Origin of the sequence: Microbacterium sp. NPDC008134 (genome assembly GCF_042957055.1) — a bacterium.
In the GTDB taxonomy this organism is placed as follows: Bacteria; Actinomycetota; Actinomycetes; order Actinomycetales; family Microbacteriaceae; genus Microbacterium.
Genome location: NZ_JBIBHO010000004.1, coordinates 99,579 through 126,240 on the forward strand (window position 1 = coordinate 99,579; position 26,662 = coordinate 126,240).

The window sequence follows — 26,662 nt, forward strand, 5'->3', positions numbered from 1 at the left end:
GATCAGGCCTTCTCGGCTTTCGCGGCGGCCTTCATCGCCTTCTTGTGCTCGCGCACCTTCGTGAGCGATTCGGGCGAGACGATGTCGGCGACGCTGCGGAAAGACCCGTCGACGCCGTAGTCGCCCGCAGCCTCACGCCATCCGGCGCCCGTGAAGCCGTACTGCTTGCCGAGCAGCGCAAGGAAGATCTTTGCCTTCTGCTCGCCGAACCCCGGCAGGGCCTTGAGTCGCTTCAGCACCTCGGCGCCGTCCGGGTCGCCCTGAGTCCAGATCGCCGCGGCGTCCCCGCCCCAGTCATCGACGATGGTCTGGCACAGCGTCTGCACGCGCGTCGCCATCGATCCCGGGAACCGGTGCACGGCCGGCGTGGTCTTGAACGCCTCGAGGAACTCCTCGGGGTCCATGCCCGCGATCGCCGAGGCATCCGACGCCCCCGTGCGCTGCTCGATCTTCAGCGGCCCCGCGAACGCGGTCTCCATCGGCACCTGCTGATCCAGCAGCATCCCGACCAGGAGCGCGAGCGGATTGTCGGTCAGGAGCGCGTCGGCGGCGGTGTCTCCGGTGATGTGAAGGGCCATGCGTTCATTCTCGCACCGGGCGCGGTCTCTCGTGGGGCGCTCCGCGATGGAAGCCCGCGACCGGCGTCAGGCGGTGGCGGCGTCGTCGAGCGGGGCGACGGCCGGGACGGCGGGCTGCTCGGGCGACAGGCCGTAGAGGGTCGCAAGAGCGGCGGCGAAGTCGTCGGCGCGGCCGGCGGCGGCGAGCTCGTGCGCGCGCGTCGTCGGCTCGTGCAGCAGCACGCCGGCGAGGTGACGCAGCGCCTGCTCGACCTTGCCGTCCTCATCGCCGCGCGCGCGGGCGCGGTCGATCTCGGAGTCGAGCAGCGAGAAGATGTGCGAGCGCAGGGCGATCACCGACGGCGTCACGCTCTGGCGGGCGCCCACGACGTGGAAGGTGTCGGCGGCTTCGCGCACGACGGTGCGCGCGGCATCCGTCGCCTGCAGCTCTTCGAGCGGGGCGTGCAGACGGATGGTTTCGAGGTCGAGCAACGCGACGCCTTCGAGACCCGCGACGGCCGGGTCGACGTTGCGGGGCATGCCGAGGTCGACGACCAGCTGTCCACGCTGGGGCCCTGAGCCTGTCGAAGGGGAGACCGGGCATCCGGCCGCAGCCAGCCCGACGGGCGCCTGCAGATGCTGCGGCCCGAGCACCGGCTCGGTGGCCGTGGTGCACGTGATGAGCAGGCTGGACCGCGCGGCGGTGCGCGCGTAGTCGGCCTCGGCGACAGGGCGGATGCCGTGCTTCGCGGCGAAGATCTCGGCGCGGCCCGACGGCGAGTACACGGAGATGTCGACGGCACCGCGTTCGCGGAGTGTCGCCAGGGTGACGGCCGCGTAGGCACCGGTGCCGACGAGCAGCACGCGCTCGGCCGACCAGTCGGCGATGCGGGAGTCGGCGAGTTCGAGGGCGAGCCGCACGAGCGAGCGGCCGGCGCGGCCGAGGGCGGTGACGTTCTTGACCTTGCGCTGTGCCTGGCTGGCGCGCTGGAACAGGCGCTCGAGCTCGGGGGAGGTCGTGCCCTCCTTGCGGGCCGACTTCAGTGCGCGGCGCACCTGGCCGGCGATCTCGCCCTCGCCGGAGACGACGGATTCGAGACCCGAGGCCACGGAGAACAGGTGCTCGGCGACGTGGCGACCCGAGTGCACGGAGTAGGCGCCGTCGAGTTCAGCGGCGGGAACGCCGGTCGCGGCCTCGACCGCTTCGAGCACGGCCTCGACGCCGATGGCGCCCGCGGCGGTGACGGGTTCGTCCATTTCCACGTACGCCTCGAAGCGGTTGCACGTCGCGAGAACAACGGCACCCTGCACGCACGGCGTCATGCCCACGAGAGTGGGGGCGACATCGTCGGGGGTGCGGCTCAGGCGTTCGAGCAGATCGAAGCTGGCGGTCTTGTGACTCGCCGTGACACACAGCAGCACCCTTCGATTGTACCGGAGGCTCCCGACACCGAGGTCGCCGGGCCCACAGCATCCGCATCGGGGCCGGATGCGAGGATGGAGGCATGGCCCTCTCCGACGCCCCCCTCCTGCGCGCCCTCGCGGGCGAGCGCCCCGCTCAGACCCCCGTGTGGTTCATGCGCCAGGCGGGCAGGTCGCTGCCCGAGTACCGCGAGTTGCGGGTCGGCACGCGGATGCTCGACGCCTGCCTCACCCCCGATCTCGCCGCCGAGATCACGCTGCAGCCGGTGCGACGTCACGGCGTCGACGCGGCCGTCTTCTTCAGCGACATCGTCATCCCGCTGCGCCTCGCCGGAGTCGAGGTCGAGATCGAACCGGGGCGCGGCCCGGTGTTCCCGAACCCGGTGCGCACGGCATCCGATGTCGACCGCATCACGGCGATCGATCCCGCATCGCTCGATGCCACCGCGATCTCCGAGGCCGTGCGCCTCACCGTCGCCGAGCTCGGCGACACCCCGCTCATCGGCTTCGCGGGAGCTCCCTTCACCCTCGCGGCCTACCTCGTCGAGGGCGGCCCGTCGAAGGAGCACCTGCGGGCACGGGCCATGATGCACGCCGACTCCGATTCGTGGAACCGTCTGGCCGGATGGCTGGCGCAGGTCTCGCGGGTCTTCCTCTCGGCACAGCGGGATGCCGGGGCATCCGTCGTGCAGCTCTTCGACTCATGGGCGGGCGGACTCAGCCCCGCCGACTACCGCGCCTTCGTGCGCCCGCACTCGAAGACCGCACTCGAGGGCATCGGGCTGCCGACCATCCACTTCGGCGTCGGCACCGGACCGTTCCTCGCCGACATGCGCCTCGACGGCGCGGCCGACGGCGTCGGCGTCGACTGGCGGCAGCCGCTCGACGAGGCGGCCGCGATCCTCGGCCCCGACACCACGGTGCAGGGCAACATCGACCCGGCACTGCTGTCGGCCCCGTGGCCGGTGCTCGAGGCGCACGTGCTCGACGTGCTGGCGCGCGGCCGCGCCGCCCGCGCCCACATCGTCAACCTCGGCCACGGCGTGCCGCCCGAGACCGACCCCGATCAGCTCACGCGCATCGTCGAACTGGTGCACGCTCAGCGCGACTGAGCGCCCCTCGCCGGGTTATCCCCGGCGGGCGCTGAGCCGCACGATGCGAGGATGGAAGGCATGACCGAGCCCTCCGAACTCGCCGCCCGCGCCGCCGAGAAGCACGTCGTCGTGATCGGCGGTGGGATCGGCGGTCTCATCGCCGCCCGCGAGTGCGCCAAGGTCGGCATGCGCGTCACGGTGCTCGAGGCTTCGGATGCCGTCGGTGGCGCGATCCGTCGGGCCGAACTCGACGGGGTCGCCGTCGATGCGGGCGCCGAGAGCTTCGCGACCCGCGGCGGCCACGTGCGCGCGCTCCTCGCCGAGCTCGGAATCGACGACCGCATCGTCGCCCCCGCTCCGGGCGGAGCCTGGCTCGCCGGTGTGCCCGGTGTCGGAGCCGCACCGCTGCCCGCGGGCGGCCTGCTCGGTATCCCCGCGAACCCGTTCCAGGACGACGTGCGCCGAATCATCGGCTGGTCGGGCGCCTGGCGTGCCTACCTCGATCGCGTGCGTCCCCCGCTGACCATCGGCCACGAGCACAGCCTCGGCAAGCTCGTCTCCACGCGTATGGGCGACAAGGTCCGCGACCGCCTCGTCGCCCCCGTCACGACCGGGGTGTACTCCGCATCGCCCGCCGACATCGACGTCGACATCGCCGCACCGGGCCTCAACGCCGCGCTCACGCGCACCGGGTCGTTGTCGGGCGCGGTGTCCGCGCTGCGCGACCAGGGGGCGGCTCGCGCCGCCGAGAAGAAGCCGGGTGCCGCGGTCGAAGGACTCGACGGCGGCATGACGGTGCTCGTCGACGCCCTGCTCGCCGACCTCGAGAGCTTCCGCGTCGAGGTGCGCACGGCATCGTCCGTGCGCGCGATCACGCGCGACGGCGACGGCTGGATCGTCGTCGCCGATGCGCCGATCGACCCCGCTGACGAGATCGCGCCCGAAGCATCCGACGACGAGGTCGTGGCGGTCGCCGAGGAGTGGCAGGCGGATGCCGTCGTCGTCGCCGTCGATGAGCGCACCGCCCGCGCGCTGCTCGCCGGGGTCGTTCCTTCGTTCGCCTCCGCTGCTGACGCCCCGGCCCCCGAGATCGAGATCGTGACCCTGCTCCTCGACGCTCCGGCCCTCGACGCGGCCCCCCGTGGCACCGGGGTGCTGACGGTTCCCGGCAGCCACGTCGCCAAGGCGCTCACGCACTCCACCGCGAAGTGGGAGTGGGTGCGCGAGGCGGCCGGCGACCGTCACGTGGTGCGGGTGTCGTTCGGCGCGCAGGGCGAGCCTGCGGCGACCGCGACTCTCGACGACCATGCGGCGGCGGCCCTCGCGCTGCGCGAGGCATCCGCTCTGCTCGGCGTCGATCTGGCGCCCTCGGCTCTGGTCGCCGCGCACCGCGCGCGCTACGTGCAGGCGCAGCCGGCATCCGTGATCGGCTCGGCCGAGCGGCGCTCCGCGGCGCGGGCGGCGGTGCAGGCCGTTCCGGGACTCGCGGCGGTCGGCGCCTGGCTCGCGGGAACCGGTCTCGCGCAGGTGATCCCCGACGCGACCGACGAGACCGATCGACTGCGACGCACGCTCATCTGGGAGTGAACGCCGCGCACCTGTCAACCCCCACAACTCTCAATGCCGAAAATGGCATATGGGGTTACGCTGGGAACCTGGCCGACGGGGATCGAACGCCTGCGGCTCGACCGGAACAACGTGAGGAGACCCCATGAAGGGGAAGATCGGACTCGTCGTCGGACTCGGCGTCGGCTACGTCCTCGGCACACGTGCCGGGCGGGAGCGCTACGAGCAGATCAAGACGCAGTGGCTCAAGGTCTGGAACCTCGACCCCGTGCAGGAGCGCGTCGACCAGGTGAAGGATTTCGTGGGCCAGAAGGCCGCAGCGGTTCCCGGCGCTCTCTGGAACGGTGCCGTGAAGGTCATCAAGTCGGTCGGCGGTGACGGCACCCCCGGGCAGAAGCTCGACTCGGTGATCGCTGCGGGCAAGGACGTCGCCGAGGACCTCGAGGATGCCGCCGAAGAGGTGAAGGAGCGCGTAGACGACGCGAAGAAGTCCTCGACCTCGAAGACCTCCTCCGCCAACGCGTCTTCGTCGACCGGGGCGGCTCGCAAGCCCGCCGCCAAAAAGCCGGCCGCGCGTAAGCCCGCCGCGAAGAAGACCGGGAACTGATCATGCCCCGCGGCTATCGCGACCGCGCCGATGACAGCTTCCTGTCGCTGATCGGCGACCTCCCCGAACTCGTCTCGAACCTCGTCAAGGCCGAGATCAACGCCGCAAAGGCGTGGGTCTCGCGCACCGCGAAGGATGCCGGTATCGGCTCCCTGTGGTTCGTCGTCGCCCTGTTCTTCCTGTTCTGGGCGATCCCGGTGCTGCTCGTCTTCGCCATCGCGGGCATCGCGTCGTGGTGGCCCGTGTGGCTCTCGGCACTGGCGGTGTTCGGCATCCTGATCCTGGCCGTGCTGTTCTTCGCGCTGCTCGGTCTTCTCAAGTTCCGCAAGGTGCTGCGCCGGGAGAACCCCGCGCAGGCCGTCGCCACAGACGTTCGCATCGTGAAGGAGGCCGGCGACAATGACGAATTCTGACCTGCCGATCACCGCTGTCCCCGCCGGTATCGTCGACCCGGTCGCTTCGGCGCGGGCGGAACTCAAGGCGGCCCTCGCCGCCATCGAGATCAAGGGCAACGTGCCGCGTCGCCTCGACAAGGCCTCGAAGCGTGCGGCTGTGCGCCTGCGGCACTTCTCCGAACGCAACCCCGCGGGGGCGATCGCGATCGCCGTCGGAGCGGCGGCCGTCGTCGGCAGCGCCGTCTGGGTGATCGCGCGCGCCATCTCGCGCTGACCGCTTCTCTTCGCGAAGCCCCGGAACTGAGGTTCCGGGGCGTCGTCGTTTCGAGGCGACGGTTTTTGCACGCCGGGCCGCATTCGCCGCCGCCCGATAAAAGGGGCAGACTGGGATCATGTCCGATGAGAGCGCAGAGAACCCGTCCGGCTTCACCCTCTGGGCCGTGTGGCGACGCAACCCCGATGCGGCGGTCACCGAGTCCGACTCGACCGAACTCGAGACGATCGTCTCGCACATCGAGGACTCCGGCATCACCGTCCGCGGTTTCTACGACGTCTCGGGTCTCAAGGCCGACGCCGACCTCATGGTCTGGCTGCACGGTGACACCGCCGAAGACCTGCAGAAGGCGCTGCGCCGTCTGCGCCGCACCGAGTTGCTGCGTTCGCTCCTGCCCGTCTGGAACGTCATGGGCGTGCACCGCGACGCCGAGTTCAACCGGGCCCACGTGCCGGGCTTCCTGCGCGGCGTCGAGCCCAAGGACTGGCTCTGCCTCTACCCGTTCGTGCGCACGCCCGAGTGGTACCTCGCCCCGGAGGGCGAGCGTCGCGAGATGCTCATCGACCACGGGCGCAAGGGCGCCGCGTTCACCGGCGTCGTCGCCAACACCGTCGCGGCCTTCGCGCTGGGCGACTACGAGTGGATCCTCCCGATGGAGGCCGATGACGTCACCGATCTCGTCGACATGATGCGCGATCTCCGGTACACCGAGGCTCGACGCTTCGTGAAGGAGGAGGTGCCCTTCTACACGGGGCGCAGGCTCCGGTTCGACGAGATCGCGGACGTGCTGCAGTAGGCCGGCCGTGACCACTCCGATCCGTCTCGGCACCCGCCGCAGCGCCCTCGCGCAGGCTCAGTCCGGTCACGTCGCCGTCGCCCTGGAGAAGGTCGTCGGCCGCCCCGTCGTTCTCGTCCCGATCACCTCCGAGGGCGACACCAACCGTGCCTCGCTGTCGGAGATCGGTGGGCAGGGCATCTTCGCCACGCGTCTGCGCGAGGCTCTGCTGGCGGGGGAGTGCGACTTCCTTGTGCACTCGCTCAAGGACCTGCCGACCGCGATCCCCGAGGGCCTCGTGATCGCCGCGACCCCCGTGCGTGAAGACGCCCGCGATGTCGTCATCACGCGCGGCGGCACGCCGTTGCACGAACTGCACGCGGGCAGCACGGTCGGCACGGGGTCGCCCCGCCGTATCGCGCAGGTGCGCCGTCGCGCGCCGCAGTCGACGGTCGTCGACCTGCGCGGCAACGTCGACTCGCGCCTCGCTCGCGTCGCTTCGGGTGAGCTGGACGCCGTCATCCTCGCCGCCGCGGGCCTGTCGCGCCTGGGGACGGATTCCCCGCTGCATCGGGAGAAGCTGGGGCTGACCGAGTGGCCGACGGCTCCGGGGCAGGGATCGCTCGCGGTCGAGACCACCGCGGATGCCCCGGCCGAACTGCGCGACGCCCTCGCTGCTCTCGACGATGCGCCCACCCGCCTCGCGATCACGCTCGAGCGCGCGATCCTCGAGGGTCTGGACGCCGGATGTCAAGCCCCCATGGCTGCGCACGCCGTCGTCGAAGGGGCCGAGATCCGCGTCAGGACGGTCGTCTACGACCCCGAGAGCGATCGCCGGATCGGGCTCGACGTCACCGAACCTCTGAACGAGGGGTATATTCAACGGAACGGCAGTGGCAATGATGCGGATGCTGCCGATGGTGCAGATCCGATCCAGGCTGTTCGATCGCTGGGATTGGCTGTCGCCCGTCGGCTGCTCGAACAAGGGGCGGCCGACCTCGTCCCCCGAGAGCAATCCTGATGACCACGACACCCGAATCGAAGCACGACAAGCCTCTAGACGGCTGGCGGATCCTCGTCCCCCGCGGAGGCCCCTGGGGCGACGGCGTCGCCGCGAGCCTGCGTCTGCAGGGAGCGGTCCCCGTCGTCGCGCCTCTCATCAACTTCGCGCCGACGACCGATCAGGCGGCGCTCGACGTCGCCCTCGAGCAGCTCGCGGCCGGCGCCTACGATTGGCTGACGGTGACGAGCGCGACCACGGTCGACGTGCTCTTCGCGCACCGTGCGGTCGTGCCGGCGACGACGCGCATCGCGGCGGTCGGTGAGACCACGGCCGCGGCGTTGCAGGCGGTCGGGTACGAGGTCGCGCTGGTGCCCTCGCAGGACAACTCCGCCGAGGGAATGGCGCAGCAGATGATCTCGCTCGAGACCGAACCGCGTCGCATCCTCGCCCTCCGAAGCGAGATCGCCAAGCCGGTGTTGAGCGTGCTGCTCAACGAGGCGGGGCACGACGTCGACAGCGTGGTGGCGTATCGCACGGTCGGCGTGCCGGTGACGGATCGCATCAAGCGCGACGTCGAGAACGGCCGCATCAACGCGATCCTCATCACGAGCGGTTCGGTCGCCGAGCAGGTGCGCGAGCAGTTCCCCGAGATCCCCGATGACACGCTGCTCGCGGCGATCGGTCCGCGTACCGCGCGCGATGCCCGCAATGCCGGGCTGCCGGTGTCGGTGGTCGCGGATCGCCAGACGGTCGACGCCCTGATCGACGCGGTTTCGCACTTCACCCTTCCGCACTCCGCCGACGAGTTCACGCCGTGAGCTTCCCCGAGGTGCGCCTGCGACGTCTGCGCCAGTCGCCGGCCGTCCGCCAGCTCGTGCGCGAGACCAGCCTGCAGCCGCAGCAGCTCGTCCTGCCGATGTTCGTGCGTGAAGGTCTCACCGACCCCGCGCCGATCGGATCCATGCCCGGGGTCGTCCAGCACTCGATGGACTCGCTCCGCGCGGCGGCCGTCGAAGCGGCCGAGACCGGCGTCGGTGGCGTCATGCTGTTCGGTGTCCCCGCGGTGCGTGATGCCCGCGGATCCGGTGCGGACGCGCCGCACGGCATCCTGAACCTCGCGACCGAGGCGCTGGCCGCCGAGGTCGGCGACGCCCTCGTCGTGCAGACCGATCTCTGCCTCGACGAGTTCACCGATCACGGTCATTGCGGTGTGCTCGACGCGCATGGCGCCGTCGACAACGACGCGACCCTCGAGCGTTACACCTCGATGGCTCTCGCCCAGGCGCGCGCGGGTTCGCAGCTGCTCGGGCTCTCCGGGATGATGGACGGGCAGGTCGCCGCCATCCGCCGGGCGCTCGACGCCGAGGGCTTCACCGACACGATCCTCATGTCGTACGCGGCGAAATACGCGAGCGCGTTCTACGGCCCCTTCCGTGAAGCCGTCGACTCACAGCTCAGCGGGGACCGTCGCACCTATCAGCTCGACCCCGGCAACCGCCGCGAGGGCGTGCGCGAAGCCGTCGTCGACGAGCAGGAGGGCGCCGACATCGTCATGGTCAAGCCGGCGATGGCCTTCCTCGACGTTCTGCGCGAGGTGCGTGACACCGTGCATATTCCGGTCTGGGCATACCAGGTGTCGGGCGAGTACGCGATGATCGAGGCCGCCGCGGCGAAGGGCTGGATCGACCGCCGCGCCGCGATCCTCGAGTCGCTGCTCTCGATCCGCCGCGCCGGCGCCGACGCCGTTCTGACGTACTGGGCGACCGAGGCCGCCCGCTGGCTGCGCGACTGATCGGTCGCCGCCGCATTTCGAGAGGAAGCACCATGTCCGATCGCAACGATGATCTCTTCTCCGCCGCCCGTGCGGTGATCCCCGGCGGAGTGAACTCGCCCGTGCGGGCCTACGGCTCGGTCGGCGGCACCCCCCGCTTCCTCGCCTCCGCGCAGGGAGCGACGGTGACGGATGCCGCGGGCACGACGTACATCGACCTCGTCGCCTCGTGGGGGCCTGCGCTGCTCGGTCATGCGCACCCGGAGGTCGTCGCGGCGGTGCAGGAGGCCGCGACCCGTGGCCTGTCGTTCGGCGCTCCCACCGAGGGAGAAGTCGAACTCGCGGCACTGATCGCCGATCGGGTGCGCTTCGGAGAGGTCCGGCCCATCGAGCGCGTGCGCCTGGTGTCGACGGGCACCGAGGCGACCATGACCGCCATCCGTCTCGCCCGCGGGGCGACCGGTCGCGATCTGCTGGTGAAGTTCGCGGGCCACTACCACGGTCACTCCGACGGGCTCCTGGCCGCAGCGGGCTCAGGCGTCGCGACGCTCGCGCTACCGGGGTCGGCGGGTGTGCCCGCCCCGATCGCCGCGCAGACGCTCGTGATCGACTACAACGACCCCGAGGCACTCGCGGCCGTCTTCGCCGAGCACGGTCAGCGGATCGCGGCGGTCATCGTCGAGGCATCCGCGGCGAACATGGGCGTCGTCGCCCCGCTGCCGGGGTTCAACCGCCTCATCGCCGACACCGCCCACGCGCACGGCGCGCTGATGATCCTCGACGAGGTGCTCACGGGCTTCCGCGTGCACCCGGCCGGTTTCTGGGGCCTGCAGGCCGCGGAGGGCGAGGACTACCTGCCCGATATCGTCACCTTCGGCAAGGTCGTCGGCGGAGGGATGCCGTTGGCCGCGCTCGGTGGGCGCGCCGACGTCATGGACCTCCTGGCGCCGCTGGGCCCGGTCTATCAGGCCGGCACGCTCTCGGGGAACCCGCTGTCCGTCGCGGCGGGTCTCGCCACGCTGCGCCTCGCGACGCCCGAGGTCTACGCGACCATCGACGCGGCCGCCGACCGGCTCTCGCGCGCGCTCGACGCGGCGCTCGCGGATGCCGGGGTCGAGCACGCGGTGGCGAAGGCCGGGAACCTCTTCAACGCCTCGTTCCGCGCTTCCGCGCCCCGCGACTACGCCGAGGCCCAGGCGCAGGAGTCGTTCCGCTACGCACCGTTCTTCCACTCCCTGCGCGAGCAGGGCATCGCCCTGCCGCCGAGCGTGTTCGAGGCGTGGTTCCTCACCGCCGCCCACGGTGATGAGGAACTCCTGCGCATCGAGGCGGCGCTGCCCCTCGCGGCCGCCGCCGCGGCATCCGCCCGCCCCTGAGTGAGCGTATTCCCACAACGGATCGTTGTGTTCCTGTGAGCAAGATCCAGACAACTGGGAGGATGCCGCTGGCAGACTGGGTGTCATGGTGACGTTGCTGTTGGATCAGACGCAACTCGAGATCGTGCTCTCGCCGCTGGAACGTGCCGCGAGCTTCCACCGCGACAACCTCCGCATCGTGCGCGAGACGATCACCAAGGTGCAGCTCACCGATGATGCCTGGACGTGGCTCCGCGGCGTTCCGAACCCCGGCACCCACATCCCCGGCATCCTCGCCGCGGGAACGTGGAAGGCCGCGGGCAGCACCGACTTCGTACTCATCCGCAAACGCCGCCCGAGCGTCGTGATCGACCTCACGGGCGATGAGCAGTACCGCCGCCTCATCCTGACCACCCGGCACGGCCTCGCCCTGACCCAGGCTCTGCGGCTCGAGGTCTCCCAGGAGCCCGCCGACGTCGAGGAGATCGTGTCGACCGGCTCGATCCCCACGAAGCAGCCCCGCCGCCCGGTGATCCGGCCGCGGCCCGCCTGAGCCGCTGCTCTCGCAGACCACAGCGAAACGCCCTCTCGACCGTCGGTCGGGAGGGCGCTTCGCTGTGCGGCGGGTGATCAGTCGCGCGGGCGGTACTCGCCGTGCTCGTGGTGCTGGTCGGACTCGTCGCCCTGGTCGTAGTCGTCGGCGTTGGCGAGCTCGTCGTCGGTCGCCGTGAGCGGGACCTCCGGGATGATCTCGATCACCGTGGTGCGCGGAGCGCCGTCGGCGGGGGCGGATTCGTCGGATGCTTCGCCGTCGCGGCTCTCGTCGGTGACCGCGTCGTCGGTCGTCTCTGCGGGTGCCTCACCGAGGGGGTAGTCCTTCGGCTCGTCCTCGAAATAGGTGCGGGCGGCATCGGCGAGCATCGAGCTCACCGCGGCCGAGCGCGGGTCGACCTCCTCGGCCTGCTCCTCCGCGGTCTCCTCGTCGGCGCTGTCGGTCGAAGGACCCAGGTCGTCGAACACCTCGACCCCGGCCTCCTCGCCGATCGGCACGCCCGCGGCCTCGCCATCGACGGCGTGGGCCGGAGCATCGACGCCCGGGAAGGACGAAGCCTCCTCCTCGGCCGGGGTGCCGTTACCGAAGAGGATGTCGTCGAAGGAGGGCAGTCCCGCAGCCGATACCTCGATCGGGGCGTCCTGCGGGGCATCCGCGTCGGTGACGGGATCTTCCTCGGCCGTCGGCTCGACGTCGGCCGTCTCCTCGACGTCGGTCGCGTCGGCGCTGCCTTCATCGGATGCGCGGTCCTCATCGGCACCGTCGGATGCGTCGGCCCCTTCGGATGCGTCCGGTGCGGCTGCGTCGTCGATCGAGACGTCGACGGAGCCCTCGGCATCCGCCTGTTCCTCGACCACGTCGCCGTCGTTCACGATCGCCGCTCCCGCGCCGGAGGCGACGACGGCCGCCGCGACGGGGCCGCCGGGAACCGCGGCCGCAGCGTCCGCGGCGATGGCGGATGCCGCCAGCGCTGCCGTTTCGTCCGTCGTGGCATCCGCGTCTGCATCTGCCGGAGCGGCGGTCTCCGCCGGAGTCTCGGCAGGAGCCGCCGGCGCCGCCGGGGGAGCGACGAGTTGCGTGGCCAGAAGGCCGGCGTGCGGCTCGAGCCGACCGCCGCGGGTCAGCTGGATGAAGACGTCTTCGAGCGTCGGGCCGCGCTGCACGAGCGTGGTGAGGGCGATTCCTGCATCCGCGGCGACCGCGCCCACGCGGCGGGCGTCGGTGCCGCGCACCGTGAGGCCGGAGCGCAGGATCTCGATGTCGAAACCGGCGGCGGCGAGGGCGGCGGTCAGCGCGGCGCGATCGGCCGCATCGACGATGACGGCGCCCGCCGAGGGATCGGCGAGCTCCTCGATACCGCTCGCGAGCACGAGCTGCCCCTTCGAGAGGACGAGCACGTTGTCGGCGACCTGCTCGACCTCGCTGAGCACATGCGACGACACCAGCACGGTGCGGCCCTCGTCGGCGAGACGGCGCATGAGCAGGCGCATCCAGCGGATGCCTTCGGGGTCGAGTCCGTTCGCGGGCTCGTCGAACACGAGGGCTCCCGGGTCGCCGAGCAGGGCGTTCGCGACGCTCAGGCGCTGGCGCATGCCGAGGGAGAAGCCTCCGATGCGGGCATCCGCCTCGTTCTCGAGCCCGACCAGCGCGAGCACCTCGGCGACGCGGCCGAGCGGGATGTCGTTCGCCTTGGCGGCGATGGTGAGCTGACGGCTCGCGGTGCGGCGCGGGCGGTAGACGGTCTCCTCGAGAACCGAACCGATCACCCGCAGCGGCTGGCGCAGGTCGGCGTACGACTGGCCGCCGATCGTCGCGGTGCCGGACGTCGGGCGCACCTGGCCCAGAAGCATCCGCAGCGTCGTCGTCTTGCCGGCACCGTTGGGGCCGAGGAATGCGGTGACCGCACCCGGCTCGATCCGAGCAGAGAAGTCGGAAACGGCGGTCACCTCATTGAAGCGCTTCGTCACGCCCGAGAATTCGAGAACCTGTCCGTTGGCCATGCGCGACCTCTCCTTGCTTGGTCAATTCCCCCTATCCTGCCGGAAAACCGCTCGGATCGCGCATTTCCTGTGGATTGCGAGCCCGCGCGGCGACCGGGGTAGCCTGGCTCCCGTGACCGAGACCTCTGCTGCCGACCGCGTCCTCGTCCGCACGGAAGGGGCTCTGGGGCGGCTCACACTGCAGCGGCCCGAGGCGATCAACGCCCTCGACCTGGGTATGGTGCAGACGCTCACCGCGGCGCTCGAGGCCTGGCGCACCGACACCGACGTGCAGATCGTGCTACTCGACGGCGAGGGCGAGCGCGGCTTCTGCGCCGGGGGAGACGTGCGCGCCCTGCACGCGCAGATCGTGTCGGGGCATCCCGAGGCGACGGCCGACTTCTTCCGCGCGGAGTACGCGCTCAACGCCATGATCGCCGAGTATCCGAAGCCGATCGTCGCCTTCGCCGACGGCATCACGATGGGCGGCGGCATCGGCCTCGCCGGTCACGCGGCGATCCGCATCGTGACCGAGCGCTCGAAGCTCGCGATGCCCGAGACGCGCATCGGCTTCACCCCCGACGTCGGGGGTACCTGGCTGCTGGGACGTGCGCCGGGCCGCGTCGGCGAGTACCTCGCCCTGACGGGCGGATCGATGAGTGGCGCGGATGCCATCGCCCTCGGCTTCGCGGACTACTACGTGCCCTCCGCCAACCTCGACGCCCTGCGCGAAGCGCTCGCCTTCCGTGCCGATCCGACCGGGCCCAGCGAGATCGTGCTGCTGTTCGACGAGACGCCGGAGCCGTCGGAGCTGTCGCCGTCGCCGGCGTGGATCGACGACGCCTTCTCCGCCGACACGGTCTTCGAGATCGTCGACCGGCTGCAGGCGCAGGGAACGACGGATGCCGCCGCCACGGCCGATCTGCTCGAGGGGCTCGCGCCGACCGGGCTGGTCGTGACGCTCGAGGCGGTGCGCGAGGCGCGGGCGGCGTCCGGGTTGCGGGAAGCGCTCGAGGGCGAGTACCGCCGGGTGCTGTGGTTCGTGCACGAGCACCCGGATCTCGTCGAGGGCATCCGCGCGCAGCTGGTCGACAAGGACCGCGACCCGAAGTGGCAGCCGGCGTCGCTCGCCGAGCTCGGGGCGGATGCCGGAGCGGACGCCCGCGCGTACGTGCCGGAGACGCCGCTGTTCTGAGATTCCGTGCGTTCTCGCGCCTTCGAGTGGTTCGCTGTGAGCGAAGGTTCCGAACTCGACGGTACGAATGTCGGACCTTCGTGGCACTCTATGGTGTGGCCGATCGCGGTCGCCCAATTCCCCCACACCTGAGTCCGCAGCTTCACCTCTCAGAAAGTCCGCCTGTGCTGGGTAAAATCCTCGTTCGATATCTGTCCAGATATAAATGGCTGCTCGCGGCCGTGCTGGTCTTCCAGTTCGCCAGCGCGCTCGCCACTCTGTACCTGCCGCGTCTCAACGAAGACATCATCAACAAGGGCGTCGCACAGTCCGACACCGACTACATCTGGCGCACGGGACTGTTCATGCTCGCCGTGTCGCTGGGTCAGATCGTCGCTGCGATCATCGCGACGTACTTCGCCGCTCGCGCATCGATGGGCGCCGGCCGTGACATCCGCGCCGACGTCTTCCGCAAGGTGAGCGGATTCTCCGAGCGCGAGGTCTCGCAGTTCGGCGCCGGATCCCTCATCACCCGCAACACGAACGACGTGCAGCAGGTGCAGATGCTGGCGATGATGGGGGCGACCATGCTCGTCACCGCTCCGCTGCTGGCGATCGGCGGCATCATCTTCGCGGTGCAGACGAACATCGGGCTGAGCTGGCTCATCGCCGTCTCGGTGCCGCTGCTGCTGATCGTCGCGGGAATCATCGTCAGCCGGATGGTCCCGCTGTTCCGCAGCTACCAGGGCAAGCTCGACACCGTGAACCGCGTGATGCGCGAGCAGCTCACCGGCGTCCGCGTCGTGCGCGCGTTCGTGCGCGAGCGCATCGAGGAAGAGCGCTTCCGCGGGGCGAACACCGACATCATGGTCGTCGGCCGCAAGGTCGGTTCGCTCTTCGTGCTGCTCTTCCCGCTCTTCATGCTGATCCTCAACGTCACGGTCGTGGCGGTCGTCTGGTTCGGCGGTGTCGAGGTCAACAGCGGCACGGTGCAGGTGGGCACGATCTTCGCGTTCATGCAGTACATCGGCCAGATCATGGGCGGTGTCATCATGGCCAGCTTCATGGCGATCATGATTCCGCGCGCCGCCGTCTCGGCAGAGCGCATCGGTGAGGTCCTCGACACGGTCTCGAGCATGGAGCGTCCGACGAACGGCGTCACGTCGTTCCCCGCTCCCGGTTCGGTCGCCTTCGACGACGTCGAGTTCACCTACCCGGGTGCCGACGCGCCCGTTCTCACGGGGATCAGCTTCGCTGCAGAGCCGGGAGAGACGGTCGCGATCGTCGGTTCCACCGGTGCCGGCAAGACGACGCTCGTCTCGCTCATCCCGCGTCTGTTCGACGTGTCGGGAGGCGCGGTGTTCGTCGGCGGCGCCGACGTGCGCTCCGCCGATGTCGAGTCGCTGTGGGCGACGATCGGTCTCGTACCGCAGCGCCCCTTCCTCTTCACGGGCACCGTCGCATCGAACCTGCGCTACGGGCGCGAGGACGCGACCGACGAAGAGCTCTGGCAGGCGCTCGAGATCGCCCAGGGTCGGGACTTCGTCGAAGAGATGCCGCAGGGCCTCGAATCGCGCATCACCCAGGGCGGAACGAACGTCTCCGGTGGTCAGCGACAGCGACTCGCGATCGCCCGCGCGATCGTTCATCAGCCGCAGATCCTGGTGTTCGACGACTCGTTCTCGGCGCTCGACCTCACGACCGATGCGCACCTGCGGCAGGCGTTGTGGCGAGAGCTGCCGCACGTGACGAAGATCGTCGTCGCGCAGCGCGTCTCGTCGATCACCGATGCCGACCGAATCGTCGTGCTCGAAGGCGGCACCATGGTCGGTGTCGGCACGCACGAGGAGCTGCTCGAGACGAGCGCGACCTATCGAGAGATCGTCGAGTCGCAGCTGGGGGTGGACGCATGAGCGAGCAGAACTCACCGCAGAAGCGGCGCGGTCGTGCCGCGGCGCCGGCGACCACTGTCGTCGAGGTCGAACTGACCGACGAGGAGAAGTACGAGGCGGAGCTCGCCGAGAAGGCCCGACAGGACGGCGGTGGCTGGGACAGCGTCGCTCCCGGGAAGGCCGACAACTTCGGCAAGAGCTTCTCCCGCATGATCGGGCTCCTCAAGCCCTCGGCGGTCTGGTTCGTCATCGTGTCGATCCTCGGGGCGATCGGAGTCGTGCTCACCGTCGCGGCGCCCAAGGTCCTCGGTGAGGCGACGAACCTCATCTACAAGGGGTTCCTCTCCGTCCAGCTGGGCCAAGCGAACGGGGACTTCCCCGGCTTCCCGGCCGGTACGTCGCAGGACGACGTGGTGGCGACTCTGCGACAGGCCGACCAGACCGACTACGCCAATCAGGTGGCCGCACTCGGCGACTTCCAGGTCGGCGACGGCGTGGATTTCGACGCGTTGCGGTGGGTCATCGCCGCCGTGCTCGCGATCTACGTGGTCGCGGCGTTCCTCAGCTGGGTCCAGGGCTATGTGATCAACGTCATCATGGTGCGCACCATGTGGCGCCTGCGTGAGCAGGTCGAGGCGAAGATCAACCGACTGCCGCTGTCGTACTTCGACAAGGTGCAGCGCGGTGACCTCATCTCGCGTGTGACCAACGACATCGACAACATCACGCAGACGATGCAGCAGTCGCTGTCGGGCGCGATCACGGCTGTGCTCACGGTCGTGGGCGTGCTGGTGCTCATGTTCTCGATCTCGTGGCAGCTCGCGCTGGTCGCTCTCGTGGCGCTCCCGCTCATGGGCGTGATCTTCGGCGTCATCGGGCCCCGCTCGCAGAAGGCGTTCGGTACTCAGTGGCGCAAGGTGGGCCGTCTGAACGCCCGCGTCGAAGAAGCCTTCTCGGGTCACGCGCTCGTCAAGGTCTTCGGGCGTGAGCAGGATGCCCTCGACAAGTTCCAGGACGAGAACGAAGAGCTCTTCCAGGCGGCGTTCAAGGCGCAGTTCCTCTCGGGGATCATCATGCCGGCCATGACCTTTGTGGGCAGCCTGACATACGTGGGCATCGCGGTGCTCGGCGGTCTCATGGTCGCGAACGGGCAGTTGCGTCTCGGCGACGTCCAGGCGTTCATCCAGTACTCGCAGCAGTTCACTCAGCCGCTGTCGGAGCTGGGCGGGATGGCGGCCGTCGTGCAGTCGGGTACGGCTTCGGCCGAGCGCGTGTTCGAGCTGCTCGACACGGAAGAACAGGAGGCCGATGCGCCCGATGCTCCGGAGCTCGCCGACGGCGAGGGCGTCGTGCAGTTCGAGAACGTCGCGTTCTCGTACACGCCCGAGCGTCCACTCATCACCGATCTCTCGTTCCGGGTCGAGCCCGGTCAGACGGTCGCGATCGTCGGACCCACCGGTGCAGGAAAGACGACTCTCGTCAACCTCATCATGCGGTTCTACGAGCTCAACGGCGGGCGCATCCTGCTCGACGGGCAGGACATCTCCGAGGTCACCCGCGACGAGCTGCGTTCGCGCACCGGTATGGTGCTGCAAGATCCGTGGCTCTTCAACGGCAGCATCCGCGAGAACATCCGCTACGGTCGGTCCACCGCGACCGATGACGAGGTGCTCGAGGCCGCGAAGGCGACGTACGTCGACCGCTTCGTGCATGCGCTGCCGGACGGGTACGACACCGTGCTCGACGAGGACGCGTCGAACGTCTCGGCGGGTGAGCGTCAGCTCATCACGATCGCCCGGGCCTTCGTCGCCAAGCCGTCGATCCTCATCCTCGATGAGGCGACCTCGGCGGTCGACACCCGTACCGAGCTGCTGCTGCAGAACGCGATGGCGGCGCTCCGTGAGGGGCGCACGTCGTTCGTGATCGCGCACCGTCTGTCGACGATCCGCGACGCCGACCTCATCCTCGTGATGGAGCACGGCGACATCGTCGAGAAGGGCACGCACGACGAGCTCATCGCGGCACAGGGCGCATACTGGCGCCTGTACCAGTCGCAGTTCGAGCAGGCGGCGACCGACATCGACGCCGAGGAGGCCCTCACCGGGTCGACGCCGACGGTCATCACGGGTGACGCCGACGACGCGGATGCCGCCGAGGCCGCCGCTGCGGATGCCGTCGCCGGAGCATCGGTCGGAGCCCAGCAGCCCGCAGCCGAGGCCGCTGCGGCTCAGGCCGTGGTCGAGCATCCGTCTCCCGAAGGTGACACCGGCCGCGGCTGACCGCCGCAACTTACCCGCCACCGGCACCCGGGCTCACGCCCCCACGAAGCGCCCCGACCCGCACCCGCGGGCCGGGGCGCTTTCGCGCGTGGCACCCATGCGCGTGGCGCCGTGTGCGTGGCGGCCGTGCGCGTGAGCAGCTGCGCTCCGCAGCACGTTCGCTGCCCGTCATCCGCTCGCCCCGGCCATCCGCCGGGGCTCACTGCCTGCCCGGGCATTCGCTCACGTCCGCTCGTCTGCACGGAGCGCGCATGTCTGCACGGAGCGCGCACGTCTGCACGGCGATCCCGCGGTTCTCGCCGTGCAGACGTGATCCAGCCGTGCAGGTGTGACGGTCCGACTTCATCTGCAGGGAGAAGGGACATCTGCATTCGGGCGCGAAGAGTCACGACACGCCTCTCGGGCGGGTCCGGAGGGGCTGTGCGACGGCCCCTCGCGGAGTCAAGAACCCCGCGCCTACTCCGAGTCGAGGCCGAACAGGTTGAGCGGGTGCGTGAGGCGCCACCAGATGCCGGGGCCTTCGACATCGTCGTCGAGCACGAGTTCCGTCGTCGTCGCGTCGATCGGGCCGGTCGTGCTCAGCGATCCCACCGCGTCGCCGCCCTCCCGCGCGTCGCCAAGCGAGAAGCTCGTCGAGGTCGTCGCCGCGGCGCCGTTCCAGAGCAGTACGTCGGCGTCGGCATCCGTCACGATGTCGACCTCCTCGCCCCACTCGGTGCGCACCTGACCGACGACCGTGCCGGCCGGAACGGCGGGTTCCTGGGCGAGGAGTGCTGCCTCGACCTCGGCGAACAACGACCGAGTGGCAGCGAGCCGCTGCTCGTCGTCGTCCTGGTTCAGCACCGCGGCGTAGAGCTGCACCGTGCTGTCGTCGACGGTCACGTTCTTCGCCGTGAGCAGGTTCCACCCGACGAGCGTGCCGGTCTTGATACCGACGACGCCGGGATCGGCGAGCATACCGTTCGTGTTGGTGACCAGGCCCGCGCCCGGCAGTTCGACAGCCGGTGTGCCGACGATCTCCGCGAACACGGGATTCTTCATCGCCAACTCGCCGAGCCGCACCAGCGCGTCGGGGGTCGCGACGTTGCCGACGTCGAAGCCCGAGGGCGTGACGACCGTGATGTCGCTGAGCCCGCGCTCGCGCAACCACACCTCGGCCGCGGCCGCGAACTCCTGATCCGACCCCCAGATCTCCCGCGCGAGACGGTCGACGTAGTTGTTCGCCGAGCCGAGCAGCGTGCCCTGCAGCATCTGGTACTCCGTGAGCACCCCGCCGACCGGCACATCGAGCGACGACTGATCCGAGATCCGGTACGACCAGTACGTCTGGCTGTCGGCGTAGGTGAAGGAGAATTCGGGGCCCTGTTCGCCGAGCGCCAGGGGCATCTGATCGAGAACCATCAGGGAGCTGACCACCTTGGTGATACTCGCGATGCTCGCAGCATCCAGCGAGGATGCCGTGGAACCGATGCCGCCCACCCCGACGGCCGCGCTCCCGACGCCGGGCCAGGTGACCGTGGCCGCGGGAGCCGCGACCGTGGTGAACTCGACCGAATGAACGGTGGGGGCGACCTCGTGCAGCGGCCAGAGGAGGGTCGTGCCCGCGTAGGCGCCGACCAGCCCGAGCACCATGCCGATCGGCACGAGCACGCGGGCGCTCGCGATCGCCGGGCGCAGGCGGGCGCCGCGCATGATCGCGACGGCAGGATCCTCGACGTATGGCTCGTCATAGGTGCGCGCAGCGGAGCCCGCTGCCACAGCAGCGGTGTCGATCCAGGTCAGGGCGGTGGCCGGGCGCTTCTCATCGGCCCATGCGGCCTCGGGCGTCTCCGGTGCATCGGATGCCTCGCCATCGGTCTCGGCATCGACGCCGTCGAGGTCAGCACTCGCGACACCCGCGTCCGCGCCTTCCAGGGCGACGGCGTCGCCCTGTGCCGGCGACGACACGCTCGCCTCTGCCAGCGCCGCCCCTGCCGGCGCCGCGTCTGCCGGAACGGATGCCGTCGCCACGCCAGTGGACTCGCCCGGGGCGTCGGCCGCGCGCGCGCCGGAGTCGGGCGCAGCGGCGATGTCGGCGTCGGCGGGAGGGAGGGTCACCCGTTTACGGTACCCAATCCCCGGGCTGATCTGCGGCGATGCGTCACGGGCGGGCGCGGGTGTCGGCGCGCGGGTATGCTGGTCAGCACAACCACGGGAGTCCGGCGAGCCGGGCTGAGAGGGAGCGAATCGCGCTTCGACCGTCGAACCTGATCTGGGTCATGCCAGCGCAGGGAGGAGTTCAGATGACTACGTCCACGCCCGAATCCGCCGCGAAGAACGCCGGCGAGACGGCATCCGCACCGGCATCCGCCGCGACGAAGCCGGCATCCGCGAAGGCCGCCGCCAGCATCTGGCGCTGGCGCGTCGTCGACATCGTCGTCGCCAGCGTGCTCGGTGTCGCCGCCGGCCTGATCTTCCTGGCCTGGAACGTCGGCTACCTCGGCCCGAAGGCGCTCCTCGAGCCGCTGCTCCCGGGCCTGCAGGGGCTGCTCGACGGGCCGTGGCTGTTCGCCGGTGTGCTCGGCGGACTGATCATCCGCAAGGCGGGCGCGGCGATCTACGTCGAGCTGCTCGCCGCGGTCGTGTCAGCGCTGATCGGCAACCAGTGGGGCGGATTCCTCACGCTCGAGGCCGGCCTCGTGCAGGGGCTCGGCGCCGAGCTGATCTTCCTGCTCTTCTTCTACCGCCGCTGGTCGCTGCCCGTCGCGATCCTCGCCGGAGCCGGCGCGGCCCTCGCGGGCGGTATCAACAACCTCATCCTCTGGTACGCCGGGTCGGGCACCGAGTTCACGGTGATCTACCTGATCAGCACGGTCGTATCGGGCGCGGTGATCGCCGGGGCCCTGTCGTGGGTGCTGGCGCGCGGTATCGCGGCCACGGGAGCGCTCGACCGGTTCGGTTCGGGCCGTGAGGCGCGCGTCCGCGTCTGATGACGACGGATCAGGCCGGCCCCGCGACGGTCGAGGCGACCGCGTGGGGCTGGCGTCACGCCAGCCGGTTGGCGTGGGCGCTGCAGGACGTCTCGTTCCGGATCGAACCGGGCGAGCGCGTGCTCGTGCTCGGCGCGTCCGGTGCCGGCAAGTCGACGCTGCTGCAGGGCCTCGCCGGGGTACTCGGTGGCGACGAGGAGGGCGAGTCGCAGGGCTCGCTGCTCGTCGACGGGCAGATGGCCGCCGCGACGCGCGGACGCACCGGCCTCGTGCTGCAGGACCCGGATTCGCAGGTGATCCTCGCCCGGGTCGGTGACGACGTCGCCTTCGGGTGCGAGAATCTCGGCATCCCGCGCGCCGAGATCTGGCCGCGTGTGACGCAGGCGCTCGACGCGGTCGGCCTCGATGTGCCCCTCGATCGCCCGACCAAGGCGCTGTCGGGCGGGCAGAAGCAGCGGCTCGCGCTCGCCGGCATCCTGGCGATGCGTCCGGGCCTGGTACTGCTCGACGAGCCGACCGCCAACCTCGATCCCGAGGGTGTGGTCGAGGTGCGCGACGCGGTGGAGCGGATGCTGCAGGCGCACCCCGCGACGCTGATCGTCGTCGAGCACCGTCTCGACGTGTGGCTGCCGCTCATCACCCGGGTGATCGTCGTCGGGCAGGGCGGGGTCGTCGCCGATGGATCGCCCGCGCAGGTGCTCGGGGAGCAGGGTAGCCGGCTCGCGTCCGACGGCGTGTGGGTTCCCGGGTTCACTCCGGATGCTCCGCCCGCCCCACTGTCGACGCCCGGTGAGGTGCTGATCTCGGCCCGCGACCTCGCCGTCGCCCGGGTGAAGGGTAAGCCGGTCGCAACCGGCATCGACCTCGACGTGCATGCAGGGCAGGTTCTCGCGATCACCGGACCGAACGGGGCCGGCAAGTCGACCCTCGGGCTCACGCTCGCCGGGCTCCTGCAGCCTGCGGGCGGTGCGGTCACGGCATCCGCTGCGCTCGCCGCCGACATCGGTCGGGCCCCGATCGACTGGGCGTCGCGTGATCTGCTCACCCGCATCGGCATGGTCTTCCAGGAGCCCGAGCACCAACTGCTGGCGAAGACCGTGCAGGACGAGCTCGCGGTCGGCCCGCGCGCCCTCGGCATCCCGGAAGACGAGATCGTGGCGCGCAGCGACGAACTGCTGCACCGACTGCGCCTCGACCGCCTCGCGCGCGCCAACCCGTACACGCTGTCGGGCGGGGAGAAGCGGCGGCTGACGGTCGCAGCGGCCCTCGCCACCCGACCGCGGATGCTCGTGCTCGACGAGCCGACCTTCGGGCAGGACGCCCGCACCTGGGCCGAACTCGTCGCGATGCTCGCCGCTCTGCGCGACGAGGGCACCGCGATCGTCACGATCACGCACGACCTCGATGTCGCTCGCGCACTCCACGCCGAACGCTACGAGCTGGGCGGCATCCGATGACCGTCCTCGACACCACCGCTCGCACCGGACGCATCGCCGGCATCAACCCCGTCGCCAAGCTCGGGGTGAGCGCCCTGATCGCGATCCCGCTGATCCTCACACTCGATCCGGTCTCGGCCTCCGTCGCCCTCGTGCTCGAGTGCGTGCTGTTCTTCTTCGCCGGCATCGGGTGGCGCGAGTTCTGGCTGCGTACCTGGCCCGTGTGGCTCGCGGCGCCACTCACCGCGGTCACGATCGCCCTCTACGGCGAGACGAGCGGCACGATCTACGTCGAGTGGTTCGTGCTGCGCATCAGCGACGGGTCGCTCGCTCTCGCCCTCGCGACGTTCCTGCGCGTGCTCGCGATCGCGCTGCCGTCGGTCGTGCTGTTCATCACCGTCGACCCCACCGACCTCGCCGACGGGCTCGCGCAGGTGCTCAAACTGCCCGCCCGGTTCGTGCTCGGTGCGCTCGCCGGGTTGCGCATGATCGGGCTGTTCCTCGACGACTGGCGGGCGCTCGAACTCGCGCGACGGGCCCGCGGGGTCGCCGATCGCGGACGCATCCGCCGCTTCTTCGGCATGGCCTTCGCACTGCTCGTGCTCTCGATCCGCCGGGGGGCGAAGCTGGCGACCGCTATGGAGGCGCGCGGCTTCGGAGCGCCCGGCCGGCGCACGTGGGCGCGCGAGTCGCGGTTCGGTGCGGCCGAATGGATGCTGCTCGCGATCGGTCTCGCGATCTCCGGAGTGGCCGTGGCCGCCGCGATCGCGACCGGGGCGTGGAACTTCATCCTCGGGCCGAGTTCCTAGCGCGGGGTGCTCAGGTCTCGTTCCAGAGCCGTGTATAGAACTCGAGCCGCTCGTCGTCACGCTCGACGCCATAGGCCTCGAGCAGGGTGTCCTCCCACCCGGGGCCGAAGTTCCATCCGGTGCTGAGGGCCGCCGCGGCGAGATCGGCCCAGCGGTCGGCGAGTCCGAGGGCGGCGAGATCGACGTGTGCGACCGGGTCACCGACGGCGTCGAGGAGCGTGTTGGGCATGCAGGCGTCGCCGTGGCACACGACGAGACGGTCGATCGGCGGTGCCGTGTGCAGCTCGGTCGGCACGATGACGCCGCGCTCGGCGGCATTCGAGACGCGCCACTCGACGCTCCACTCCCATGGGCAGTCGGCGACGGGGAGCGTATCGTGCAGCATCCGCAGGGCACGACCGACGGCGGGCACCGCGATCTCGGCCCTGCCCGCCCATCGGGGGTCGACGGCGCTGAACGCGTCGAGCGCCCGGGTGACGAGCCACTCGTGGGCGTCGTCCTCGCCCTGCGCGAGCACCTCGGGCACCGCGATCCAGCGGCGGGCCCAGCGCATCCGCTCGGCCTCGTCGTGCATGTTCGCCTCGTCGTCGAGCGGCCCCCACTTGATGTAGCGCCCGTCGTCGGCGCGGAAGGTGAGGCCCCCGATGTTGTTGCGCCAGACCGGGGTCACGGCGGCCCGACCGGCGAGGCCGCGCACGCGCGCAGGGACCTCGAGAGAGGTGTCGGGGATGCTCATCCCTCCAGTCTGCCGCGCCGCGCGTTCATAACTCCTCAGAATCGGGTGTGCCCCGGGCGTGGCTCCGCGTCATTCCGGGGGTGAGCCGGGTCCGCGGGCTCGATTCTCCGGAGTTGTGAACGCCGACCGGCGTAGGCTCGCTCACACGCGGCCGTCCCGAGGGATCGTGGTGAAACCAAGAACCACGTAGGCTGAGACTCAGTCGCACGACCTGATCGGTCGAGTCGACGTTCGAAGGAGAACACCATGCAGATCAGCGGACAGGGCGCGCTCATCACGGGCGGCGCCTCGGGGTTGGGGCTCGCGACCGCGCGTCGGCTCGCCGCCGACGGCGCTCACATCACGATCATCGACCTCTCGACGTCGAAGGGGGCCGAACTCGCCGACGAGCTCGGCGGACTCTTCGTGCCGGCCGACGTCACCAGCGTCGACGAGGTGCAGGATGCCGTGGCCCAGGCGCAGGCGGTCGCCCCGCTGCGCGTCGTGGTCAACTGCGCCGGCATCGCGCCGCCCGCGAAGGTGCTCGACCGCGACGGCAATCCCGCCGTGCTCGCCGACTTCGAGCGCATCGTGCGCATCAACCTCGTCGGCACGTTCAACGTGCTGTCGCAGGCATCCGCCGTCATCGCGAAGAACTCTCTGCTCGGTGACGGGAACGACCGCGGCGTGATCGTGAACACCGCCAGCGTCGCCGCGTTCGACGGGCAGATCGGCCAGCCCGCGTATGCCGCGTCGAAGGGCGGCGTGCACGCGATGACCCTTCCGGTCGCCCGTGAGCTCGCGCGCTACGGCATCCGCGTCGTCACCATCGCGCCCGGCATCATGGAGACCCCGATGCTCATGGGCCTGCCGCAGGCCGCGCAGGACTCGCTCGGTCAGCAGGTGCCGCACCCCTCGCGCCTCGGCCGACCCGACGAGTACGCCGCCCTCGTGCAGCACATCGTCGAGAACGACTACCTCAACGGCGAGACGATCCGCCTCGACGGCGCGATCCGCATGGCGCCGAAGTAAATGGCGCCGAAGTAAATCGATCGCCCCGGCATTCGACCCAAAAGGAGACCCATGTCACTCGAAGGAAAGACCATCCTGATGTCCGGCGGCAGCCGCGGGATCGGACTCGCGATCGCGTTGCGCGCCGCCGCGGACGGCGCGAACATCGCCATGCTCGCGAAGACCGACACCCCGCACCCCAAGCTCGAGGGCACGATCCACACCGCCGCCGAGCAGATCCGCGCGGCCGGCGGGCAGGCGCTCGCGATCGTCGGCGACGTGCGTGACGACTCCGACATCACCGAGGCCGTGATGAAGACGCAGGGCGAGTTCGGCGGCATCGACATCGTCGTCAACAACGCCAGCGTCATCGACCTCTCGCGCTCGCTCGACCTCGACCCCAAGAAGTACGACCTGATGCAGGACGTGAACGTCCGTGGCACGTTCATGCTGTCGCGCGCGGCCGTGCCGATGCTGAAGGATGCCGAGAACCCGCACATCCTGTCGCTCTCGCCGCCGCTCAACCCCACGCCGAAGTGGCTCGGTGCGCACACCGGGTACACGCTCGCGAAGTTCGGGATGACGATGGCGACGCTCGGTCTCGCCGCGGAGTTCGCGCGCGACGGCATCGCGGCGAACACGCTCTGGCCGCGCACGACCATCGCGACGGCGGCGGTGCAGAACCTGCTCGGCGGCGACAAGGTCATGGCCGCGAGCCGCACCCCCGACATCTATGCGGATGCCGCGTACGAGGTGCTCCTGCAGCCGGCCGGGTCGTACACGGGGCAGACGCTCATCGTCGAGGACGTGCTCGAGGCCGCCGGGGTGACCGACTTCTCGGGCTACGCCGCGATCCCGGGGACCCCGGATTCGGCGCTGTTCCCCGACATCTTCCTCGACTGAGGCGGGTGGCTCGCGGGGGACGCTTCGACAGGCTCAGCGACCCAGTTGCGTTACCTCTCCCTGTCGCGCCACTGGGTCCCTGAGCTTGTCGAAGGGCCCCGCCCGAAGTCACTGGGTCCCTGA

The 26,662-nt window shown here is 70.3% G+C and carries 24 protein-coding genes and 1 riboswitch; of the genes, 19 read left to right on the plus strand and 5 right to left on the minus strand.

The features are described from left to right. Positions 1-2: 2 nt before the first annotated feature. Both ACFY9N_RS15950 and ACFY9N_RS15955 read right to left on the minus strand, forming a co-directional pair. The gene (locus ACFY9N_RS15950) at positions 3-578 is read right to left on the minus strand and encodes an HhH-GPD-type base excision DNA repair protein (protein ID WP_391479826.1); all 576 of its coding nucleotides are present in this window, start codon (positions 576-578) and stop codon (positions 3-5) included. A gap of 66 nt (positions 579-644) precedes the next feature. Next, entirely contained in the window at positions 645-1,979 is a 1,335-nt protein-coding gene (locus ACFY9N_RS15955; protein ID WP_391479827.1) for a glutamyl-tRNA reductase, read from the minus strand. 83 nt (positions 1,980-2,062) lie between these two features. On the opposite strand from ACFY9N_RS15955, the gene hemE reads away from it, so the two are divergent. The 11 genes from hemE (at position 2,063) to ACFY9N_RS16010 (ending at position 11,372) form a co-directional block, all read left to right on the plus strand. After that, the gene (gene hemE / locus ACFY9N_RS15960; RefSeq protein ID WP_391479828.1) at positions 2,063-3,091 is read left to right on the plus strand and encodes a uroporphyrinogen decarboxylase; all 1,029 of its coding nucleotides are present in this window, start codon (positions 2,063-2,065) and stop codon (positions 3,089-3,091) included. A gap of 60 nt (positions 3,092-3,151) precedes the next feature. Continuing rightward, a complete protein-coding gene (gene hemG, locus ACFY9N_RS15965) occupies positions 3,152-4,660 on the plus strand; it encodes a protoporphyrinogen oxidase (RefSeq protein WP_391479829.1) in 1,509 nt (502 codons plus the stop codon). Positions 4,661-4,784: 124 nt separating this feature from the next. After that, on the plus strand, positions 4,785-5,246 hold the full coding sequence (locus ACFY9N_RS15970) for a hypothetical protein (RefSeq protein ID WP_391479831.1): 462 nt from the start codon (positions 4,785-4,787) through the stop codon (positions 5,244-5,246). 2 nt (positions 5,247-5,248) lie between these two features. Beyond that, positions 5,249-5,659 carry a phage holin family protein gene (locus tag ACFY9N_RS15975; RefSeq protein ID WP_391479832.1) on the plus strand — a complete coding sequence of 137 codons (411 nt, stop codon included), beginning with the start codon at positions 5,249-5,251 and terminating at the stop codon, positions 5,657-5,659. Further along, the gene (locus tag ACFY9N_RS15980) at positions 5,646-5,915 is read left to right on the plus strand and encodes a hypothetical protein (protein WP_391479833.1); all 270 of its coding nucleotides are present in this window, start codon (positions 5,646-5,648) and stop codon (positions 5,913-5,915) included. The genes ACFY9N_RS15975 and ACFY9N_RS15980 overlap by 14 nt, the downstream gene beginning before the upstream one ends. Positions 5,916-6,033: 118 nt before the next feature. Continuing rightward, on the plus strand, positions 6,034-6,711 hold the full coding sequence (gene hemQ, locus ACFY9N_RS15985; protein WP_391479834.1) for a hydrogen peroxide-dependent heme synthase: 678 nt from the start codon (positions 6,034-6,036) through the stop codon (positions 6,709-6,711). A 7-nt stretch (positions 6,712-6,718) separates the two neighbouring features. Beyond that, positions 6,719-7,711 carry a hydroxymethylbilane synthase gene (hemC, locus tag ACFY9N_RS15990; RefSeq protein ID WP_391479836.1) on the plus strand — a complete coding sequence of 331 codons (993 nt, stop codon included), beginning with the start codon at positions 6,719-6,721 and terminating at the stop codon, positions 7,709-7,711. Further along, positions 7,711-8,511, plus strand: a complete 801-nt coding sequence (locus ACFY9N_RS15995) for a uroporphyrinogen-III synthase (protein WP_391479837.1) — start codon at positions 7,711-7,713, stop codon at positions 8,509-8,511. Before hemC ends, ACFY9N_RS15995 begins: the two co-directional genes overlap by 1 nt. Further along, positions 8,508-9,485 carry a porphobilinogen synthase gene (gene hemB / locus ACFY9N_RS16000; RefSeq protein WP_391479838.1) on the plus strand — a complete coding sequence of 326 codons (978 nt, stop codon included), beginning with the start codon at positions 8,508-8,510 and terminating at the stop codon, positions 9,483-9,485. Before ACFY9N_RS15995 ends, hemB begins: the two co-directional genes overlap by 4 nt. Positions 9,486-9,517: 32 nt before the next feature. Further along, the gene (locus tag ACFY9N_RS16005) at positions 9,518-10,840 is read left to right on the plus strand and encodes a glutamate-1-semialdehyde 2,1-aminomutase (protein WP_391479839.1); all 1,323 of its coding nucleotides are present in this window, start codon (positions 9,518-9,520) and stop codon (positions 10,838-10,840) included. Between the two features lie 85 nt (positions 10,841-10,925). Next, positions 10,926-11,372 (plus strand): hypothetical protein, encoded by a 447-nt coding sequence (locus ACFY9N_RS16010; protein WP_391479840.1) that lies wholly within the window; start codon positions 10,926-10,928, stop codon positions 11,370-11,372. A gap of 77 nt (positions 11,373-11,449) precedes the next feature. Here ACFY9N_RS16010 and ACFY9N_RS16015 read toward each other — a convergent pair whose 3' ends face one another. Then, positions 11,450-13,372, minus strand: coding sequence for an ATP-binding cassette domain-containing protein (locus tag ACFY9N_RS16015; RefSeq protein ID WP_391479841.1), 1,923 nt, complete (start codon positions 13,370-13,372; stop codon positions 11,450-11,452). 112 nt (positions 13,373-13,484) lie between these two features. Between ACFY9N_RS16015 and ACFY9N_RS16020 the strand changes: the two genes are divergently transcribed. The 3 genes from ACFY9N_RS16020 to ACFY9N_RS16030 all read left to right on the plus strand — a co-directional run bounded on the left by ACFY9N_RS16020 (position 13,485) and on the right by ACFY9N_RS16030 (position 18,696). Then, on the plus strand, positions 13,485-14,546 hold the full coding sequence (locus tag ACFY9N_RS16020; protein ID WP_391479843.1) for an enoyl-CoA hydratase/isomerase family protein: 1,062 nt from the start codon (positions 13,485-13,487) through the stop codon (positions 14,544-14,546). Between the two features lie 164 nt (positions 14,547-14,710). Continuing rightward, on the plus strand, positions 14,711-16,438 hold the full coding sequence (locus ACFY9N_RS16025) for an ABC transporter ATP-binding protein (protein ID WP_391479845.1): 1,728 nt from the start codon (positions 14,711-14,713) through the stop codon (positions 16,436-16,438). Beyond that, positions 16,435-18,696 carry an ABC transporter ATP-binding protein gene (locus ACFY9N_RS16030; protein WP_391479847.1) on the plus strand — a complete coding sequence of 754 codons (2,262 nt, stop codon included), beginning with the start codon at positions 16,435-16,437 and terminating at the stop codon, positions 18,694-18,696. The genes ACFY9N_RS16025 and ACFY9N_RS16030 overlap by 4 nt, the downstream gene beginning before the upstream one ends. Before the next feature lie 456 nt (positions 18,697-19,152). Here ACFY9N_RS16030 and ACFY9N_RS16035 read toward each other — a convergent pair whose 3' ends face one another. Beyond that, complete coding sequence (locus tag ACFY9N_RS16035; RefSeq protein ID WP_391479848.1) at positions 19,153-20,793, minus strand: D-alanyl-D-alanine carboxypeptidase family protein; 1,641 nt, start codon at positions 20,791-20,793, stop codon at positions 19,153-19,155. A gap of 83 nt (positions 20,794-20,876) precedes the next feature. Continuing rightward, positions 20,877-20,988, plus strand: a riboswitch (TPP riboswitch). Here ACFY9N_RS16035 and ACFY9N_RS16040 point away from each other — a divergent pair. From ACFY9N_RS16040 to ACFY9N_RS16050, 3 genes are all read left to right on the plus strand, one after another. Then, positions 20,979-21,665, plus strand: coding sequence for an ECF transporter S component (locus tag ACFY9N_RS16040; protein WP_391479850.1), 687 nt, complete (start codon positions 20,979-20,981; stop codon positions 21,663-21,665). It overlaps the preceding riboswitch by 10 nt. Further along, positions 21,665-23,122, plus strand: coding sequence for an ABC transporter ATP-binding protein (locus ACFY9N_RS16045; protein WP_391479851.1), 1,458 nt, complete (start codon positions 21,665-21,667; stop codon positions 23,120-23,122). Before ACFY9N_RS16040 ends, ACFY9N_RS16045 begins: the two co-directional genes overlap by 1 nt. Further along, positions 23,119-23,910 (plus strand): energy-coupling factor transporter transmembrane protein EcfT, encoded by a 792-nt coding sequence (locus ACFY9N_RS16050; protein ID WP_247633740.1) that lies wholly within the window; start codon positions 23,119-23,121, stop codon positions 23,908-23,910. Before ACFY9N_RS16045 ends, ACFY9N_RS16050 begins: the two co-directional genes overlap by 4 nt. 10 nt (positions 23,911-23,920) lie before the next feature. On the opposite strand, the gene ACFY9N_RS16055 is transcribed toward ACFY9N_RS16050, so the two are convergent. After that, complete coding sequence (locus tag ACFY9N_RS16055) at positions 23,921-24,646, minus strand: phosphotransferase (protein WP_391479853.1); 726 nt, start codon at positions 24,644-24,646, stop codon at positions 23,921-23,923. Positions 24,647-24,892: 246 nt separating this feature from the next. On the opposite strand from ACFY9N_RS16055, the gene ACFY9N_RS16060 reads away from it, so the two are divergent. Continuing rightward, positions 24,893-25,657: an SDR family NAD(P)-dependent oxidoreductase gene (locus tag ACFY9N_RS16060; protein WP_391479854.1), complete on the plus strand. Its 765-nt coding sequence runs from the start codon at positions 24,893-24,895 to the stop codon at positions 25,655-25,657. 51 nt (positions 25,658-25,708) lie between these two features. Beyond that, complete coding sequence (locus ACFY9N_RS16065; RefSeq protein ID WP_391479855.1) at positions 25,709-26,539, plus strand: SDR family oxidoreductase; 831 nt, start codon at positions 25,709-25,711, stop codon at positions 26,537-26,539. Positions 26,540-26,662: the final 123 nt, after the last annotated feature.